Below are 18110 nucleotides of genomic sequence, written 5' to 3' on the forward strand. Positions count from 1 at the left end.
CTCAGGCCTCCAGCGGGTTGTTCGGGCGGCCGGTGGTGCCGGTCGGGACGGCGCTCATGCGTTCGGCGTCGATCCCGGACAACGGATGTCCCTTGGCGAAGAACTTGAGCCTGGCCAGCAAGGCGATGAACGGCTTGGTGAACAGGAACACCACCACCACGTCGATCAGCGTGGTCAGGCCCATCGCGAAGGCGAACCCCGCCACACCGCCGACGGCCAGCAGGTAGAGCACGACCGCAGCGATGAACATGACGGCGTCGGCGATCAGGATCGTGCGCCGGGCGCGGACCCAGGCCACCTCGACGGCCGCGCGCAGCGAGCGCCGTCCTTCCTTCATCTCGTCGCGTATGCGTTCGAAGTAGACGATGAAGGAGTCGGCGGTGATGCCGATCGAGACCACCAGGCCGATGATGTGCGGCAGCGACAGCCGGAATCCGGCGTTGTGGCCGAGCACCACCACCGCGGTGTAGGTGAGGATCGAGGCGACGACGAGGCTCAGCACGGCGACGAGCCCGAGACCGCGGTAGTAGAACATCGAGTAGAGGACCACCAGCACGAGACCGATGAGGCCGGCGATCAGACCGCCTTCCAGCTGGTCCTGGCCCAGGGTCGAAGAGACCGTGTCGATCGAGCTGCGCTCGAACTTCAGCGGCAGCGCGCCGTACTTGAGCTGCTCGGCGAGTTCGGTGGCGCTCTGCTGGTTGAAACCGCCGGTGATCTCGGCGCGGCCGCCGGGGATCGGGCTGATGATGTTGGGGGCGGTGATCACCACACCGTCGAGGACGACGGCGACCTTGTTGCGCGGCTCCTGCGAGTTGTAGGCGGTGGAGGTGAGCTTGCTCCACTCGCCCGCGCCCTTGCTCTTGAAGTCGAGCTGGACGACCCACTCGGTCGTGCCCTGGCGGACGCCCGCGGAGGCGGTGTCGATGTCGGTGCCGACGACCTTGGCCACATCGAGGACGTACTTGTAGCTGCCGTCGCTCTCGCAGGCGGCGTACTGCTTGTTCGGGTCGTCCTGGACGCCCTGACCGCGGTTCTTCGGGTCGGCGCAGTCGAGGCTGTTGTACTGCTTCCAGGCGGCGGGTTCGATGCCCTGCGGGGGGGCGCCGGCCTTTTGGTCACTCTCCTGGGTGGGGCTCGGCGTCGGCGTGGCCTTCGCGTTCTGGCCGCTCCTGCGTTCGCGCGGGGTGGGAGAGGTCTCCGGCGTTGGACTGCGCGTCGGCGTTGTCAGGGCCGACGACAGGCCCTTGCCCGTCGGTGAAGGGGCGGGCGTCGACACCCCTGCCGACCGCGAGGCGGTCGGCTGGGGCTTGGCCGAGGGCTGCGTGGAGGAGGGCGACGAGCTCGGAGCCGCCGGCTCGGTGGCGAGCTCCTGCGGGAGCTGCGTGGCCTCCATGGTGAGCACCTGGCGGAAACGCAGCTCCGCGGTGGTCGCGACCAGCTTGATGGCCTCGCTCTGCCCGACGCCGGGGATGGAGATGATGATGTTGTCGCCTGACTTGGCGACCTCCGCGTCGGAGATACCGGTGCCGTTGACTCGGTCACGAATGATGTTGACCGCGCGGTCGAGGATCTCCTCGGGTGGAGCCGCACCGTTCTGCGTAACCGGAGATAGAGTCACGGTCGTGCCGCCGGCGAGGTCGAGTCCCAGCTTGGGCGTGAACGCCTTCTGCAAGAACATCGTCCCGCCCAGGGCGAGGATGAGCGCCACGAGCACCAGGAGCGTGCGCCCCGGCTTGCTGTGGCTGCTGGTCGGTCGGGCCACTGGTCGTCTGTCTTTCGGATAGGGGTTTGTCGCAGAGCCTGGTCAGGCCTGCTTCGAGTTGGAGTCCTGGCCGCCGTCGCGCTCCACGGGCTCGTCATGCGTGCTGACCTCGCCGTCGCTCGCGGGGGGAGCGTCACCGGGTGTCACGACGCGGCCGATGGCCGCCTTCACCCAGCGCGTCTCGATCCCGGGGGCGACCTCAAGGATCACGTCGTCATTGTCCACCGCGACCACGGTGCCGAACAGCCCGGTCGTGGTCATCACTCTGGCACCCGGCGCGAGGCTGTTCTGCATCTTGATCGCTTCCTGCTGACGCTTGCGCTGCGGGCGAATCAGCAGGAAGTAGAACACCACCACCAGCAGGATCAGCGGCAGGATGCTTCCGAGTTGTCCCATGTCCATAAGGGGCGACCTTCCATTGTCGTACAAGGAGTTGACACCGGCCTCGCGCCGGAAATTCCGTGCGTTGCTCCGGGCCGCGCCGCTCAGCCCGTCAGCCTACACAGCCAGCCAAGCCACGGAGTGTAGGCGGTTGTTGCGAAACGCGGCAACGAAGCAGCGTTTCGGCGCGCGGGGAAGTTCCCAATTCGAAACGGTTGCAACCGTTCTGTAATCAGTCGAAAAGCGTAGCTCCGAACGCATCTGGGGGTGGAGTCATACCCAGGTGGTGCCAGGCCGCGGCGGTGGCGACCCGGCCGCGTGGGGTCCTGGCCAGCAGGCCCTGGCGGACGAGGAACGGCTCGGCCACCACTTCGACGGTCTCGGGCTCCTCGCCCACGGCCACGGCCAGCGTGGACAACCCCACCGGACCGCCCCCGAACTTGCGCAGCAGCGCGTCGAGCACGGCGCGGTCGAGCCGGTCGAGCCCCTCGGCGTCGACCTCGTAGAGGTTGAGGGCGGCGGAGGCGATGTCGCGGTCGATGACGCCGCCGGCCCGCACGTCGGCGAAGTCGCGCACCCGGCGCAGCAGCCGGTTGGCGATGCGCGGCGTGCCGCGCGAGCGCCGGGCGATCTCGTGCGCGCCTTCGCCGGGCAGCGTCACCCCGAGCAGCCGGGCCGAGCGGTGGAGCACCTGCTCCAGCTCCTCTACCTGGTAGAAGTCCATGTGGGCGGTGAAGCCGAACCGGTCGCGCAGCGGCGCGGGCAGCAGCCCGGCCCTGGTGGTGGCGCCGACCAGCGTGAACGTCGCGATGTCGAGCGGGATGGCGGTGGCCCCGGGGCCCTTGCCGACCACGATGTCGACCCGGAAGTCCTCCATCGCGAGGTAGAGCATCTCCTCGGCGGGCCGCGCCATCCGGTGGATCTCGTCGATGAACAGCACCTCGCCCTCGGCCAGGGTGGACAGGATGGCCGCGAGGTCGCCCGCCCGTTCCAGGGCCGGCCCCGACGTGATGCGGAGCGGCGCGCTCAGCTCGGCTGCGATGATCATAGCCAGAGTCGTCTTGCCCAGACCGGGTGATCCGCTCATCAGCATGTGGTCGGGTGACCGGCCGCGCCGCAGCGCGCTCTCGAGCACCAGCGACAACTGCTCGCGCACGCGTGCCTGGCCGATGAACTCGCCTAGCCGCTTGGGCCGCAGGGCGGCCTCGATCTGCGACTCCTCGCCCTCGGCGTCAGGCGACACGAGGTCTCGCTCCAGGCTCACTGCCGCACCTCCCTGACGGGGCTCCCTGCGAGGGTAGGGCACCGGCCCGCCCACGATGTCATCGGACGCTCAGCGCCCGCAGCGCCGCCTTCAGCAGGGCGGCCACCTGCGGGGAGCGGCCGGCGGCCAGGTCGGCGTCGGCCTCCGGCTCGACGGCCGCGACGGCCTCGTCGGCGTCCTTGCTCGAATAACCCAGCCCCACGAGCCCGGAGTGCACCTGGTCGCGCCAGAGCGCGACGCGGCGGCCGCCGTTGAGCGCGGCGTCGAGGGTCGCCTCGGGGGTGCCGAGACGGTCCTTCAGCTCCAGGACGATGCGCTGGGCGCCCTTCTGGCCGATGCCCGGCACCTGGGTGAGCGCCTTGAGGTCGGCTCCGGCGACGGCGACCCGCAGCGCGTTGGGCGAATGGACGGCGAGCATGGCCAGCGCCAGCTTGGGGCCCACGCCGCTGGCCGTCTGGAGCAGCTCGAAGACGGCCCGCTCGTCGTCGGTGGCGAAGCCGTAGAGGGTGAGGGACTCCTCGCGCACCACCAGCGAGGTGGCCAGCCGGGCCTGCTCGCCCGGGTGGAGCGTGGCCAGGGTGCCGGGCGTGCAGTGGACCAGGACGCCGACGCCGCCGACCTCGATCACGGCGCCGTCGGGCGCGACGGCCGCCACCCGGCCGGCCACCGAGGCGATCACAGCTTCACGTCCCCGCGCGGCGCGCGGCTCCGCGCCCGCGCGACGGCCTCGGCGACGCGGTGCTGGGCGCCGCCGCGCCAGACATGGCAGATGGCCAGCGCGAGCGCGTCGGCGGCGTCGGCCGGCTTGGGCATCTCGGTGAGCCTCAGCAGCCGGGTCACCATGAGCCCGATCTGCTTCTTGTCGGCGCTGCCGCTGCCGGTGACGGCCGCCTTGACCTCGGAGGGCGTGTGCAGGGCGACGGGCAGCCCGCGCCTGGCCGCGCAGAGGACCGCGATGCCCGCGGCCTGGGCAGTGCCCATGACGGTGCGGACGTTGTGCTGGCTGAAGACCCGCTCGACCGCCACGGCGTCGGGACGCACCTCGTCGAGCCACTGCTCGATGCCGGCCTCGATGCCCACCAGCCGTGCGCCCAGCTCCTCGTCAGCGCCGGTGCGCACCACCCCGACGGCGACCAGGGACAGCGGCGCGCCGGGCCTGCCCTCGACCGCTCCCAGGCCGCACCGGGTCAGCCCCGGATCGACGCCCATCACCCGCACCGGCCTGCCTCCCCGCGCCGCCGAACACCTGTTCGGCACGAGACTCTACCCCGGCCGACGTGGCCGCGCACCGCGAAACGCCCGCCGGACGCCCGGCGGAACCGTGAGATCCGCCGGACGCCCGCCAGAACCGCTGGAGCCGTCAGATCCGCGGGCCGCCGGCCAGAGGCACTGGAACCGTCAGAAGTAGTCGAGCATGTACGGCCGGGCGGCGAAGGCCGCGTCGAGGGCGTCGTCGTGGCGGTCGTCGCCGGACATGAGCCCGGCATGGCGCAGCGTGGCGGTCGGAACCCCGGCGTAGAGGGCCGACAGGGCGTTGACCGTGAGCCGGGGCCCGTCTCCCGTCTCCACGCGGGTGGCCGTGCCGCGGCCCTCGGCGACCTCCAGCCGCCACCGGCCGGTGTTGCCGGGCCGCAGCGGATCGTCCACCTCGACGGCGGCGTTCATGGTCACCCCGGCCGGATAGCCGCGGCGTTCGACGGCCGCGGCCAGGTCGATCACCCGGAACATCCACCGGACCAGGGTGACCTTCTCCTTCGAGCGTTCGCGCAGCAGCCACAGCACGGGGTCGTCGGGCGCCACGGCGGCGGTGACGTGCTCGGCCACCGAGGAGGAGGTGCCCACCAGCGACCACAGCGCCCTGGCGGTCGCCTCGGATCCGGCGACCTGGTTCCCGACCAGGATGTTCTCGCCGTCCCAGCGGTAGATGACGAAGCCGTCGTCGGCGAGGTAGAGGAAGTCGTCGGGCTGGGCGAGCCAGAGCGCCCAGGTGCGCTCGTCCCACGAGATCGGGCCGGAGGCTCGGGCCGCGCCGTGCGCGCGGTGCAGCACGGCGACGACCTCGGCCGCGTCGGCCGGGCCCATCCGGCGCAGCTTGACCTCGCCGGACGGCCGGATCGTGCGCAGCGCCTCGGCCGGGATGGTGGCCAGGTGCTGGGCCCCGGCGTGCTCGTACCCGACGGAGCGGTAGAGAGGTGTCGTGGCCGGATAGAGCGCGGAGACGGCGTCGCCGAGCTCGGCCGCCCGGGCGACGATCGCGCGCATGATCTGCCCGCCCACTCCCCTGCCTCGATCCTCGGGGTTGACCGTGACGCCCGCGATGCCGGCCATCGGCTGCGGCCTGCCGTGCCACCACTGGGTGAAGCCGCGCAGCCGGGCCGCGGCCGTGAGCCTGGTGCCGTCGAACGCGCCCAGGTAGCGGCCCTCGGCCAGGATGGGCAGCACGGCCGCGCGCCAGCCTTCGCCCTGGGCGGCCGACAGCAGGCCGAAGGAGCGTTTGCGCATGTCGAACATGGCGTCGAGGTCTTCGGGGGTCAAGTAACGAATGTCCACGAGGCGCAACCTATGCGGCGGGTGTCTGGGAGCGCGAACCTTTTCCGGCGGTGACGGCCAGCCGGTCGAGGTAGAGCAACTGCGCCGCGACCAAGGCGAGGAGGGCGACGAGCACCATGGCGAGCGGCGTGGTGACCCCGGGGTCGGGGGCGGCCGCGCGGAGGTCGCTCAGCCGGTTCAGCAGGGCGACGGGGGCGGTGGCGAGGCCCGGATCGTGCGCGGTCAGCAGCGGCCAGAGCACTTCCTGGGCGTTGGTCAGGGCGACCGCGCCGGCCAGGATGCCCGCCATCGGCAGAGACGGCAGCACGACGCCGCCGAGGAAGTCGCCGCCCGCGCGCTCGGACAGCCCCTTGCAGAGCAGCGTCAGCAGCAGGAGCGCAGGCACAGACACCAAGAAAGGCGGAAATATCGCGATGAAAGTATCGATGAGGCCCATGTCAGTGACCGTCTGCCAGTCGGCGACGCTGAGCGGCCCGGTGCCGACGAACAACCACGGCCCGAACAGCAGCAGCAGCCACTCACTGCGCCGTCCCAGCGGACGCAGCCCGCCGATGCCGAGCGCCGCCAGGTAGGCGACGCCGACGGAGACCAGCGCCCCCACGACGGCGGGCACCCAGGTGTTCACCTGCGTCCGCGGCCCGGCGCCCGGCGCCTCGCCGCCCGCGAACAGGGCGGACAGCCACGGCCAGGCCCAGACCACCGCGACCAGGGTCACAAGGGCCAGCGCCACCGCGCCGATCACCCTGCCCGCCACGGACGCGCCCCGTGCGCGGCTCTGAGCGGCCCGCTGCGCGGCGCCTGACCCCAGGGCCTGCCCATGGCCACCCTCGGGCCGGTCGCCGCCCTGGCCGTACACGGGAGCCTGGTACGGGGCTTTCTGTCCGCTCGTGGACTCTGAGCGGAAATTGGGCCCATCTGTGGGCCCCGAGCGAGGTATGAGGGAGATACGCAGGTTCGTGGCCACCACGAGGACCGTCGCGACGAGCCCCAGCAGGCCGAGCAGGACGCCCACGATGGTCGCCAGCGAAGCGCCCAGTCCCGGCTTGAACAGCCGGAAGGCGTAGTCGTACTGCAGCGTCGCCAGCGTCTGCGCGGAACGCTCCGGCCCGCCCGCCAGCAGCGCCAGCCCCATCGAGAACGTCTGGAGGGCGGCGGCGATCATGGCCAGTGTGACGAGCCCGGCCACCACGAGCATGGCCGCCGTCACGGTGCCACCGCGCAACACGGGCAGGAACGCCATCACCGCCAGGGCGCACACCAGCCCGAACGTGGTGGCCGCGATGATCAGGCCGAGAGTCACCGGCGCGGTGGCCTGATCGCGCAGCCCCTCGGCCAGCGTGACCACGCCCGTGGCCCCGGAGCGCAGGCCCCACAGCCAGGCGGCGGCGACCCCGACCGGTGAGAAGGTGACGATCGCCAGCGACAGCACGACGCGGCCGGTGCGCCTGAGCGGCCCGCCCGCCCGGTCGAGCGCCAGCGCGAGCGACGGCCCCACCACCACGGCCACCAGGAGCGGCACCACCGCCAGCGAGAGCGTGAAGCCGAGCGCCCGCCAGAACACGTCGTCACCCAGGATGCCGGCGTAGTTGCCGAGCCCGACGAACTGGCTCGGCCCGGCGATCCGGCCCGACTCGAAGCCGAGCAGGATGGTCCTGATCGTCGGAAGGAGCAGCGAGATCGCGGTGCCGACCAGCGCGGGAAGCAGCAGCAGCCAGCCGAGCGCGGGAGAAGCCTGCTGGGAGGGGTTGGGGGAGGTCACGACGCGACACCCTACGCCGCCCCCGGGCACCGTGCCACGACGACGACGATCATCACCCCGGGCCGGCGGGGTCAGGCGTCGAGCTTCTCCATGATCTCGTCGGAGACGTCGAAGTTGGCGAACACGTTCTGCACGTCGTCGCTGTCCTCCAGCGCGTCGATGAGCCGGAACACCTTCTTGGCGCCCTCCTCGTCGAGTTGCACGCTCATCGTCGGCAGGAAACTGGACTCGGCGGAGTCGTAGTCGATGCCCGCGTCCTGCAGCGCCTTGCGCACCGGCACCAGGTCACCGGCCTCGGAGACGACCTCGAACGCCTCGCCCAGGTCGTTGACCTCCTCGGCTCCCGCGTCGAGCACGGCCATGAGCACCGTGTCCTCGTCGAGGCCGTTCTTGGGCACGATCACGACGCCCTTGCGGTTGAACATGTAGGACACCGACCCGGGGTCGGCCAGCGAGCCGCCGTTGCGGGTCAGCGCGACCCGCACCTCGGAGGCCGCTCGGTTGCGGTTGTCGGTGAGGCACTCGATGAGGATCGCGACGCCGCCCGGCGCGTAGCCCTCGTAGGTGATGGTCTGCCAGTCGGCGCCGCCGGCCTCCAGGCCGCCGCCCCGCTTGCGGGCCCGCTCGATGTTGTCGTTGGGCACCGAGTTCTTCTTCGCCTTGAAGATGGCGTCGAAGAGCGTGGGGTTGGCATCCGGGTCAGGCCCACCCGTCCGGGCCGCCACCTCGATGTTCTTGATGAGCTTCGCGAACAGCTTGCCGCGCTTGGCGTCGAGCGCGGCCTTCTTGTGCTTCGTCGTCGCCCATTTGGAGTGGCCGGACATCTACCTATAGCTCCCTCAGCATGTCTACGAAGTATCGGTGCACGCGAGTGTCCCCGGTCAGCTCGGGATGGAACGAGGTCGCGAGCAGCGGCCCTTGGCGGACCGCGACGATCCTATCCCCCGGTTCGGCCCGGCCCAGCACATGAACGTCGGGCCCGACCGATTCGACCCACGGCGCTCGGATGAACACGGCGTGCACCGGCTCGCCCGCGAAGTCGAGGTCGGCCTCGAACGAGTCGACCTGGCGGCCGAAGGCGTTGCGCCTGACCACCATGTCGATGCCGCCGACGGTGCGCTGCCCTTCGGCGCCGTCCTCGATCCGGTCGGCCAGCATGATCATGCCGGCGCAGGAGCCGTAGGCGGGCATGCCGTCCTTGACCCGCAGCTGGAGGGGTTCGAGCAGGTCGAAGGTCTCGGCGAGCTTCCACATGGTGGTGGACTCGCCGCCGGGGATCACCAGCCCGTCGACCGCCTCCAGCTCGGCGGGCCGGCGCACGGACATGGCCGAGGCGCCCGCCTCCTGGAGCATGCGCACATGCTCGCGCACGTCTCCCTGCAGAGCGAGTACACCGATCGTGGGCACGGGCGTCCTTCCCTCGGGGTCGTGGGTCCGGTTGATTCAACACCAAGCCCGTCCGACATCTTCCTACAGGGCGGTCAAAAGCAGGGTGGTCACAAGGAAGGCGGCACCCGCGCGGATGCCGCCTCTCTCCCGCGGTCAGGGACGTTCGGTCTCCAGGCGGGCGTCCGCACCCGCGGCACGACCTTGAAGTCCGCGGCGAGCAGGTCGCGCTCGATCTTCGTCAGCACGTAGCCGCGCTGGTTGTTGTAGACCTCAGGTGCGGGTTGATCGCCAGGAACGGGTGGGCCGCCGGGTCCGAGTCGGCCCGTCGCCGCCGGTGGAGATCGAGGAGGCGACCAGCTCCGAGCCGACCGAGGGGGCCGGTGGGGTCGTCGTAGTCGAGTTTGAGGTCGGCTGCCCAGTGGGCGTGCACGTCACCGGTGAGCACGACCGGATTGCGCACCTCGGCGTCGATCCAGCCCTGGGTGACGCGCCGGCGGGAGGCGACGTAGCCGTCCCAGGCGTCCTGGCTGGTCACCTTGCCGGGACAGTCGCGGTGGCCGTCGCCACAGCCCTGGTCGTCGCGGTACTGACGGGTGTCGAGCATGTGGAAGGTGGCCATCCTGCCCCACCGGACCCGGCGGTAGAGCCGCATGTCGATGTCGCGCGGGATTAGGAGGTGAAGTAGCCGTGCTCGTACTGCGCGCAGGAGACGAACGCCATCGCCAGCGCGCCGCCGTACACCAGGGGGTGCGGCGCGGTCCCGGCCCGGCCGAGGGCCGAGACGTAGGGGCCGACGCGGAAGCGATACCGGTAGTCCCGGTCGGAGCTCAGGCCGTCGAGTTCGACGTGCACGCTGTGGCCCCATTCGGGGGCGGCGACGGCCACCCCGGAGCGCACCAGGCGGCGGGCCCGCTCGTCGCCGTAGACCTGCCAGTGCACGGGGAACGGTCCGCCGCGGCATGCCGCCGAATCCGTCCTCGGCCATGGGCTCCTGCGCCAGCCTGGTCCACAGCACGAAGCCGCCGTGGTCGGGGTCCCCCGAGGCGACGCCCAGGGTGAACGGGTCGGTGCGCAGGCCGCGCGAGGCCAGACTCAGCGCGGTCTCGGCGGCGGGGCCGGGTCGGCGTGGGCGGCGGTCGCCCACGAATAAGGCGACATCCTTCGCGGATATCGCCTTATTCGGAAGTCAGCGCCACGCCCCGGTCCTTACGGGGCGGTGTTCACCAGCCGCGCTCGGCCAGGCGGTGCGGCTGCGGGATCTCCTCGACGTTGATGCCGACCATGGCCTCGCCCAGGCCACGGGAGACCTTGGCGATGACGTCGGGGTCGTCGTAGAACGTGGTGGCCTTGACGATCGCGGCGGCGCGCCTGGCCGGGTCGCCCGACTTGAAGATGCCCGAGCCGACGAACACGCCCTCGGCGCCGAGCTGCATCATCATCGCGGCGTCGGCCGGGGTGGCGATGCCGCCCGCGGTGAAGAGCACGACCGGCAGCTTGCCCGCCCTGGCGACCTCGGCCACCAGCTCGTACGGCGCCTGCAGCTCCTTGGCGGCGACGTACAGCTCGTCCTCGGGCAGCGAGCCGAGGCGCTTGATCTCGCCCCGGATCGTGCGCATGTGGGTGACCGCGTTGGAGACGTCGCCGGTGCCGGCCTCGCCCTTGGAGCGGATCATCGCGGCGCCCTCGGTGATGCGGCGCAGCGCCTCGCCCAGGTTGGTCGCCCCGCACACGAACGGCACGGTGAACTGCCACTTGTCGATGTGGTTGGCGTAGTCGGCCGGGGTGAGCACCTCGGACTCGTCGACGTAGTCGACACCGAGCGCCTGCAGCACGCGGGCCTCGGTGAAGTGGCCGATGCGGGCCTTGGCCATGACGGGAATCGACACGGCGGCGATGATGCCGTCGATCATGTCGGGGTCGCTCATCCGCGACACACCGCCCTGAGCGCGGATGTCGGCGGGCACACGCTCCAGGGCCATCACGGCGACCGCCCCGGCGTCCTCGGCGATCTTCGCCTGCTCCGGGGTGACGACGTCCATGATGACGCCGCCCTTGAGCATCTCGGCCATGCCGCGCTTCACACGGGCGGTGCCGGTGACGGGGCCAGGGGTGGACAGGGCTTCGGGCGTGCTGGACACGGTCTTCCTCACAAAGGCGAACGGTAAGTTATCAAGCCCATGGTAGGTCCTTAACCGTCTTTTCCCCGACCCACCATCATGTCAAGACTTGCGGTGGTTCTTGTACGTCAAGGAGTCACGGGCTTGCGGCTGGCGAGCGCCACCCAGACCTGACCTGGGGCGAAGTTCATCGGCTCGCCGCTCTCCGTGGTGAACGTCGTACCCCCCTCCTCGGATTCCCGTTCCCAGCGAGCCTTGTACGCCTTGCCGTCGCGCAGCACGATCGCCGACCCCTTGCCGACGCTGTGCACGAGCGGCGTGTAGCTCTGGTTCTTGTCGTGGAACTGGGAGCGTTCGGTCTTGGTGTACTGGACGACGATCGTCGGAGCACCGAGCTGGCCGCCCTCGGCCGCCATGTCCTTCTTGCCGTCCTGCCAGATCAGCCACTGCTTCCTGGCCTCGGACCAGGCGAAGGTGAAGCGCGCCGCGGGCCATTTGACCGTGTAGGACGTGCGGTCCACGCCGCCTTCGGCGGGAGCGTCGCCGAAGGTGAAGCCGATGTCCTTCGCCTTGCTCGCCTTGGGGGCACTGGCCAGCAACTGCTTGGAGGTGGCGAACAGGTTGTAGGGGGCGTAGCGGCCGGGCTGGCGGAAGTAGGCCCCGGGGGCCCGGCTGTCGGAGACGTCGAACAGGGACGCCTCGGCGATGAACGGCAGCATCTTGGTCTGCGCGCCCGAGTAGGCGAACGCGGGCTTGCCGAACTGCGGCACGATGTGCAGGTCGGAGATGCGGGCGCTGCGGACGGGGCCGACCTTGGCCGGGAGCTTCGACGAGAAGATCGCCATCAGCCGGGTCAGACCGGCCTCGACCTGCTCGACGTAGACGATGTCGGCGCTCTTCAGACCCATCTGGGGCTTGCCCGCGGCGGTGTTCTCGATCTTCACCGCGAGCACCGGCTTGAGCGCCTGGGTGGGCTTCCCGGTGAACGGGTGGGTCTTGCCGGCGTCGGGCGTCTCCTCCTCGGCGGGCGTGGTGACCGTCGCCTCCGGCGCCTGCCCCGCGGCGGGCTCATCCGACGAGCACGCCGCGACGGGCAGCAGGACCGCCGCTCCGGCCAGCGTCACGGTGATCATCCGGAATAGCCGCACCTGTACACTCCTCCGCTTTGCCTCAAAACCGGAAGAAGCTTACCGGCCCTACAGAATCAGGTCATTCAGTTGCCATTGCCTCAGGCGGATTGTCATCAATTTCGAAGAATTGGGGGTATTCGGTGTGTCCGGCCAGCCGGAGAACCCTGGCCAGCCAGCGCCGCTGGGCGGTGCGCGTGACGCCGACGGCGTTGTTGTAGAAGCGGCGGGAGTAGACGACCTTGGCCACGGCCGCCTCCAGCTCCTCGAGGAGCGCCTGCCCTCCCGGCGACTCCGCCAGCTTCTCGCCGAACCGCTCCTGGTCGACGACGGCCCGCAGGGTGCGCGACAGGTCGCTCTCGGCGCGCTCGCGTTCGTCGGGCCCGGCCATCCTGGCCTCGTGCGCCGAGGCCGCGAGCACCAGCGAGGTCGCCGGGTCGAGCAGCCGGGAGCCCGCCAGCTCCAGCGCCACGGCCCGGCGTCGCATGAGCGCGGCCGACAGCGACTCGCCGGCCAGTTCGAGCCGGATGTGCAGCCGGTCGAGCCGGCCCGCCCGCCAGGAGATGTAGACGGCCGCGAGCACCACCACGATGCCCACGATCAGCACGACCATGATCGATGTCACAGGTCTTCCTCCACCCGGCCCGCGCCGCCGGTGGTGACGGTCTCGTAGACCCTGACCACGTCCCGCGCCACCGTCGACCAGTCGTACTTGTGGACCGCCACCAGCGCCTCGGCCGCCAGCTTGGCCCGCCGTTCGGGCGCGTCGAGTAACGCCGCGGCCTCCCGGGCGAGCGAGGCCGGGTCGCCGTTGGCGAACAGCGCGCCCGCCTGCCCCTCGCCCAGCACCTTGCGGAACGCCGGGATGTCGCTGGCCAGCACCGTCGCGCCGGAGGCCATGGCCTCGGCCAGCACGATGCCGAAGCTCTCACCCCGGGTGTTGGGCGCGCAGAACACGTCGACCGAGTGGTAGGCGCGGATCTTGTCGGCCTCGCTCACCATGCCCAGCACGGTGACCCGGTCATGGAACGCCCTGGTCACCCGGTCGTAGACGTCCTTGGCGTCGCCGGGGCCGGCGATCAGCAGCTTGAGCTCCGGCCGCTCCCCGGCCAGCAGGTTGAAGGCGTCGAGCAGGATGGCCAGGCCCTTGCGTTCCTCGTCCATCCGCCCGAGGAAGCCGATCGTCGCGCCGTCGGGCCCCCACCCGTCGAGCGGCTCGGCCTCGGCGTAGCGGGCCACGGTCACCCCGTTGGGGATCAGCACGGTGTCGCCGCCGAACTGCTCGACCAGGCTCTTGCGGGCGGCGTCGGAGACCGCGATGCGGCCGCTCAGCTTCTCCAGGGCGCTGCGCAGCAGCGGCTCGGCCACCGCGATCGCGCGCGAGCGCACCCACGAGGCGTGGAAGGTGGCCACGATCGGCCCCTTGGCCGCCCAGCAGGCCAGCACCCCCAGGCTCGGCACCAGCGGCTCGTGGATGTGCAGCACGTCGAAGTCGCCGTCGCCGATCCAGCGCCGCACCCGCGCCGCCGACAGGAACCCGAACGACATCCTGGCCACCGACCCGTTGTAGGGGACGGGGATCGCGCGGCCCGCGCCGACCACGTAGGGCGGCAGGTCGTCGTCGTCGGCCGCCGGCGCGATCACCGAGACGTCGTGCCCCTGCGCGATCAGGGCCTGGGCCAGGTCGTCGATGTGCTGTTTGACCCCGCCGGGCATGTCCCAGGAATAGGGGCAGACGATGCCGACCTTCATCGCCGCAGGTCCTCCAGCCACAGACGCTGCAGCATGTGCCAGTCTTCGGGATGCTCGGCGATGCCCTTCTCGAAGACATGGCTGAGACTCTGCGCCACCGCCGCGACCTTCTCCTGACGGGTGCCCTCCTCGGGCACCGGGATCTCCTCGTGGATGTCGATGCCCCAGTCGTCGCCCGCGAAGTAGACCGTGGCCGGCAGCAGCGCGGCGCCCGTCTGCACGGCCAGCAGCGGCGGCCCCGCCGGCACCTTGGTCGTCGAGCCGAAGAACTCGACCTCGACGCCGCTCTTGGTGAGGTCGCGCTCGGCGGGCAGGCAGACCACCCCGCCCTTGCGCACGCGCATCGCCAGGGCGGCGAAGTTGTGGCCGTCGCCGCCGGTGAGCGGCAGCACCTCCATGCCGAGCCCCTCGCGGAAGGCGACGTAGCGGCGGAACAGCGACTCGGGCCGCAGCCGCTCGGCCACCGTGGTGAAGGGATGGCCGACGCCGACCAGCCAGGCGCCCGCCTGGTCCCAGTTGCCCATGTGGGGCAGCGCGAGCACCACGCCGCGCCCGGCGGCGACGGTGTCGTGGATGTGCTCGGCGCCGGTCACGTGGGTGCGCCGGACGATCTCGTCGCGCGACATGGACGGCAGCCGGAAGATCTCCTCGAAGTAGCGGAAGTAGGAGCGCATGCCCGCCCGGCCGAGCGCGCGCAGCTCGGGGCTGCCGGGGGGGAGCCCGGTCACCCTGGCCAGGTTGGACTCCAGGCGGCGTACGGACGTGCCCTGGCCGCGCCACAGCCGGTCGGCGGCGTAGCGGAAGGCCCCGGCGGTGAGCCGCTTGGGCAGCAGCGGCACGACCGTCCAGCCCGCCGCGAACCCCGCGGCGACGACGCGATCGGTGACGGACGGCTTCTCGCTCATCTCTCCCTCGTCTGCCGGTGGACGTGAACCACTCGCTGCACCACCGTGGCAGCGCTCGCGCCCGCGAGCAACCACATGCCGGCGGGCAGCAGGTAGGGGACGCCGAGCCCGGCGAAGAAGGTGGCCACCAGCACCACCACCAGCCGCTCGGGCCGCTCGGCCAGGCCCACGTCACAGGTGAGCCCGAGCCCCTCGGCCCTGGCCTTGGCATAGGACACCACGGCCCCGGCCACCAGGCAGAACAGCGTGACGCCCACCATCAGCGGGTCGTCCTGGGAGGCGAAGTAGAGGACCAGCCCGCAGAAGATGGCGGCGTCGGCCACCCGGTCGAGCGTGGAGTCGAGGAAGGCCCCCCAGGTGCTGCCCCCTCCCCCGCCGAGCCGGGCCACCACGCCGTCGAGCAGGTCGAACAGCACGAAAACGGTGATCACCAGGGCCCCCACGCTGAGCATCCCCGCGGGGAAGAGGACCAGGGCGGCGGCCACCGTGCCGAGGGTGCCGATCGCCGTGACGGCGTTGGGGCCGATCCCCCGGCGGACCAGGGCCCTGCCCAACGGGGTGAGTATCCGGGTCATGGCCGGGCGCAGGAGTTTGAGCATCGCGCTCCGATCGTAGGCCATCACGGGAGCGGCGACTTTCTTTGCCTCACCCCCCTTGTGATATCCGCCACACGGGTATTTGGTGAACACACCGCGTCCATGCGGTCCTGCCACCCCCCGCACGGGCGCGGCGTTGCGAACCTCAACCGAACGACACGGGAGAGGAAGCCGAGCCGGACACCTGGCGTCGCGATGCCGGGCGTTCGACGGCGAGGCCGCCTCGTCCCAGGAGACCGGAGGCGATGTGGCGGAGAAGAACCCCGGAGGGGCCTTGGGAGCCGCGGGCAGGGCACCAGCGGCCGACAGGGCGGACGCGATACGCAATGTCGTGCTGGTCGGCCACTCAGGAGCGGGCAAGACGACCCTCGTGGAGCAGCTGCTGGCGACGACCGGCACGATCCAGCGGACCGGCCGGGTGGAGGACGGCAACACGGTCAGCGACTTCGACGAGGTCGAGGTGCGGCAGCAGCGCTCGGTCAATCTGGCGCTCGCGCCGTTGACGCACAACGGAATCAAGATCAATCTTCTCGACACCCCCGGTTACGCCGACTTCACGGGCGACCTGAGGGCCGGTCTGCGGGCCGCCGACGCCGCGCTCTTCGTCGTGTCGGCCGCGGAGGGCGTCGACGGGCTGACCCAGCTGCTGTGGGAGGAGTGCGCCCAGGTCGCGATGCCCAGGGCGGTGGTGATCACCAAGATCGACCACCAGCGGGCCGACTTCGACGAGGTGCTCACGAGCTGCCAGGAGATCTTCGGCGACGGCGTCGCCCCGCTCTACCTTCCGGTGATCACCAACGGTCACGTCAACGGCCTGATCGGGCTGCTGACCCAGAAGTTCTACAACTACGCCACCGGCGGCCGCACCGAGAAGGAGCCCGGCGCCGAGTACGAGGCGCAGATCGACCAGTACCGCGACACCCTGATCGAGAGCATCATCCAGGAGAGCGAGGACGAGTCGCTCATGGAGCGCTACCTCGCCGGCGACGCGATCGACACCAAGGTGCTCATCGACGACCTGGAGAAGGCGGTGGCCCGGGGCAGCTTCTTCCCGGTGCTCTGCTCCGGGCTCGGCGTCGGCGCGACCGAGGTGCTGGAGCTGATCACGCAGGGCTTCCCGTCGCCGCTCGAACACCCGATGCCCGAGATCACCACGCTCGACGGCAAACCGGTCAAGGGCATCACCTGCGACCCCGACGGGCCCCTGGTGGCCGAGGTCGTCAAGACCACCAGCGACCCCTACGTCGGCCGCATCAGCCTGGTCCGCGTCTTCTCCGGCACCCTGCGCCCCGACATGACCGTGCACGTCTCCGGGCACGGCCTGGCCGACCGCGGCCACGAGGACCACGACGTCGACGAGCGCATCGGCACCCTGACCAGCCCGCTGGGCAAGCACCAGCGCGGCACCGCCAAGGGCATCGCGGGCGACATCCTCGCGGTGGCCAAGCTGTCACGGGCCGAGACGGGCGACACGCTGTCCGAGGTCGACAGGCCGCTGCTGATGACGGCGTGGCAGATGCCCGACCCGCTGCTGCCGGTGGCGATCCAGGCCAAGTCCAAGGCCGACGAGGACAAACTGTCGCAGGCGCTGGCCCGCCTGGTGGCCGAGGACCCGACGCTGCGGCTGGAGAACAACGCCGAGACCCGGCAGCTCGTGCTGTGGTGCATGGGCGAGGCCCACACCGACGTGCTGCTCGACCGGCTGTCCAAGCGCCACGGCGTCGAGGTGGAGCGCATCGAGCTGCGGGTGCCGCTGCGCGAGACGTTCGGCGGCAAATGCCAGGCGATGGGCCGCAACGTCAAGCAGACCGGCGGTCACGGCCAGTACGCCATCTGCCACCTCGAGGTGGAGCCGCTGCCGTCCGGCGGCGGGTTCGAGTTCGTGGACAAGATCGTCGGCGGTGTCGTGCCCCGGCAGTTCATCCCGTCGGTGGAGAAGGGCGTGCGCGCCCAGATGGAGCGGGGGGTGGTCGCCGGCTATCCGATGGTGGACGTGCGGGTCACGCTCTACGACGGCAAGGCGCACTCCGTCGACTCCTCCGACATGGCCTTCCAGATCGCCGGGCAGCTGGCGCTGAAGGAGGCCGCCTCGAAGGTGCCGACCCTGCTGCTGGAGCCGGTGGACGAGCTGTCGGTGCTGGTGGCCGACGACTATGTGGGCTCGGTGATGTCCGACCTGTCGGCACGGCGCGGGCGGGTGCTCGGCACCGAGCCGGTGGGCACCGGGCGCACGCTGGTGAAGGCCGAGGTGCCCGAGCTGGAGATCACCAGGTACGCGATCGACCTGCGATCCATGTCACACGGCACCGGCAGCTTCCACCGCGCGTTCCTGCGCTACGAGCCGTTGCCGTCGCACCTGGCGGGCAAGGTCGCGGCGAGCGGCTGAGCTCAGGTCAAGGCGGGCCGAGGCCCAGGTCGAGACCGGATCGAGACCGTGGAACGCCGGGAGGGACACCATCCCTCCCGGCCCATCGGTTTACTCTCGCCGCAAATACATCACGAATT

The 18110-nt window shown here is 70.9% G+C and carries 18 protein-coding genes and 1 pseudogene; 1 reads left to right on the plus strand and 18 read right to left on the minus strand.

The window, feature by feature from the left end; genetic code table 11:
- Position 1 precedes the first annotated feature (1 nt).
- From secD to pgsA, 18 genes and pseudogenes are all read right to left on the minus strand, one after another.
- Positions 2 to 1765 (minus strand): protein translocase subunit SecD, encoded by a 1764-nt coding sequence (gene secD / locus IEY82_RS20190; RefSeq protein WP_225263415.1) that lies wholly within the window; start codon positions 1763 to 1765, stop codon positions 2 to 4.
- Positions 1766 to 1807: 42 nt separating this feature from the next.
- Positions 1808 to 2167 (minus strand): preprotein translocase subunit YajC, encoded by a 360-nt coding sequence (gene yajC / locus IEY82_RS20195; RefSeq protein ID WP_189125722.1) that lies wholly within the window; start codon positions 2165 to 2167, stop codon positions 1808 to 1810.
- Between the two features lie 211 nt (positions 2168 to 2378).
- Positions 2379 to 3410 (minus strand): Holliday junction branch migration DNA helicase RuvB, encoded by a 1032-nt coding sequence (ruvB, locus tag IEY82_RS20200; protein ID WP_189125723.1) that lies wholly within the window; start codon positions 3408 to 3410, stop codon positions 2379 to 2381.
- A 58-nt stretch (positions 3411 to 3468) separates the two neighbouring features.
- A complete protein-coding gene (gene ruvA, locus IEY82_RS20205; RefSeq protein WP_189125724.1) occupies positions 3469 to 4089 on the minus strand; it encodes a Holliday junction branch migration protein RuvA in 621 nt (206 codons plus the stop codon).
- Positions 4086 to 4628 (minus strand): crossover junction endodeoxyribonuclease RuvC, encoded by a 543-nt coding sequence (gene ruvC, locus IEY82_RS20210; RefSeq protein ID WP_189125725.1) that lies wholly within the window; start codon positions 4626 to 4628, stop codon positions 4086 to 4088. The genes ruvA and ruvC overlap by 4 nt, the downstream gene beginning before the upstream one ends.
- 180 nt (positions 4629 to 4808) lie before the next feature.
- Positions 4809 to 5960: a GNAT family N-acetyltransferase gene (locus tag IEY82_RS20215; protein WP_225263416.1), complete on the minus strand. Its 1152-nt coding sequence runs from the start codon at positions 5958 to 5960 to the stop codon at positions 4809 to 4811.
- Positions 5961 to 5970: 10 nt separating this feature from the next.
- Entirely contained in the window at positions 5971 to 7719 is a 1749-nt protein-coding gene (locus IEY82_RS20220; protein ID WP_189125726.1) for an ABC transporter permease family protein, read from the minus strand.
- 71 nt (positions 7720 to 7790) lie between these two features.
- The gene (locus IEY82_RS20225; RefSeq protein ID WP_189125727.1) at positions 7791 to 8543 is read right to left on the minus strand and encodes a YebC/PmpR family DNA-binding transcriptional regulator; all 753 of its coding nucleotides are present in this window, start codon (positions 8541 to 8543) and stop codon (positions 7791 to 7793) included.
- 4 nt (positions 8544 to 8547) lie between these two features.
- Positions 8548 to 9126: a pyridoxal 5'-phosphate synthase glutaminase subunit PdxT gene (gene pdxT, locus IEY82_RS20230; protein ID WP_189125728.1), complete on the minus strand. Its 579-nt coding sequence runs from the start codon at positions 9124 to 9126 to the stop codon at positions 8548 to 8550.
- 220 nt (positions 9127 to 9346) lie between these two features.
- Complete coding sequence (locus IEY82_RS39230) at positions 9347 to 9760, minus strand: alkaline phosphatase D family protein (RefSeq protein ID WP_225263417.1); 414 nt, start codon at positions 9758 to 9760, stop codon at positions 9347 to 9349.
- 17 nt (positions 9761 to 9777) lie between these two features.
- Complete coding sequence (locus IEY82_RS39235; protein WP_225263418.1) at positions 9778 to 10047, minus strand: PhoD-like phosphatase N-terminal domain-containing protein; 270 nt, start codon at positions 10045 to 10047, stop codon at positions 9778 to 9780.
- An 88-nt stretch (positions 10048 to 10135) separates the two neighbouring features.
- A pseudogene (locus IEY82_RS40540) lies at positions 10136 to 10252 on the minus strand (hypothetical protein); the annotation flags it as partial.
- 76 nt (positions 10253 to 10328) lie between these two features.
- Entirely contained in the window at positions 10329 to 11258 is a 930-nt protein-coding gene (pdxS, locus tag IEY82_RS20240) for a pyridoxal 5'-phosphate synthase lyase subunit PdxS (RefSeq protein WP_225263419.1), read from the minus strand.
- 95 nt (positions 11259 to 11353) lie between these two features.
- A complete protein-coding gene (locus tag IEY82_RS20245) occupies positions 11354 to 12373 on the minus strand; it encodes a DUF3048 domain-containing protein (protein WP_225263420.1) in 1020 nt (339 codons plus the stop codon).
- 61 nt (positions 12374 to 12434) lie between these two features.
- Positions 12435 to 12965: a LemA family protein gene (locus IEY82_RS20250; RefSeq protein WP_189125857.1), complete on the minus strand. Its 531-nt coding sequence runs from the start codon at positions 12963 to 12965 to the stop codon at positions 12435 to 12437.
- Between the two features lie 8 nt (positions 12966 to 12973).
- Positions 12974 to 14104, minus strand: a complete 1131-nt coding sequence (locus tag IEY82_RS20255; protein ID WP_189125729.1) for a glycosyltransferase family 4 protein — start codon at positions 14102 to 14104, stop codon at positions 12974 to 12976.
- Entirely contained in the window at positions 14101 to 15009 is a 909-nt protein-coding gene (locus IEY82_RS20260; protein WP_189125730.1) for a phosphatidylinositol mannoside acyltransferase, read from the minus strand. Before IEY82_RS20260 ends, IEY82_RS20255 begins: the two co-directional genes overlap by 4 nt.
- Complete coding sequence (pgsA, locus tag IEY82_RS20265; protein WP_189125731.1) at positions 15006 to 15608, minus strand: phosphatidylinositol phosphate synthase; 603 nt, start codon at positions 15606 to 15608, stop codon at positions 15006 to 15008. The genes IEY82_RS20260 and pgsA overlap by 4 nt, the downstream gene beginning before the upstream one ends.
- A 244-nt stretch (positions 15609 to 15852) precedes the next feature.
- Here pgsA and IEY82_RS20270 point away from each other — a divergent pair, with 244 nt between their 5' ends.
- Positions 15853 to 17991: an elongation factor G-like protein EF-G2 gene (locus IEY82_RS20270; RefSeq protein ID WP_189125732.1), complete on the plus strand. Its 2139-nt coding sequence runs from the start codon at positions 15853 to 15855 to the stop codon at positions 17989 to 17991.
- The last annotated feature ends 119 nt before the right edge of the window (positions 17992 to 18110 follow it).

This window comes from Nonomuraea cavernae, assembly GCF_014646355.1.
Lineage (GTDB): Bacteria > Actinomycetota > Actinomycetes > Streptosporangiales > Streptosporangiaceae > Nonomuraea > Nonomuraea cavernae.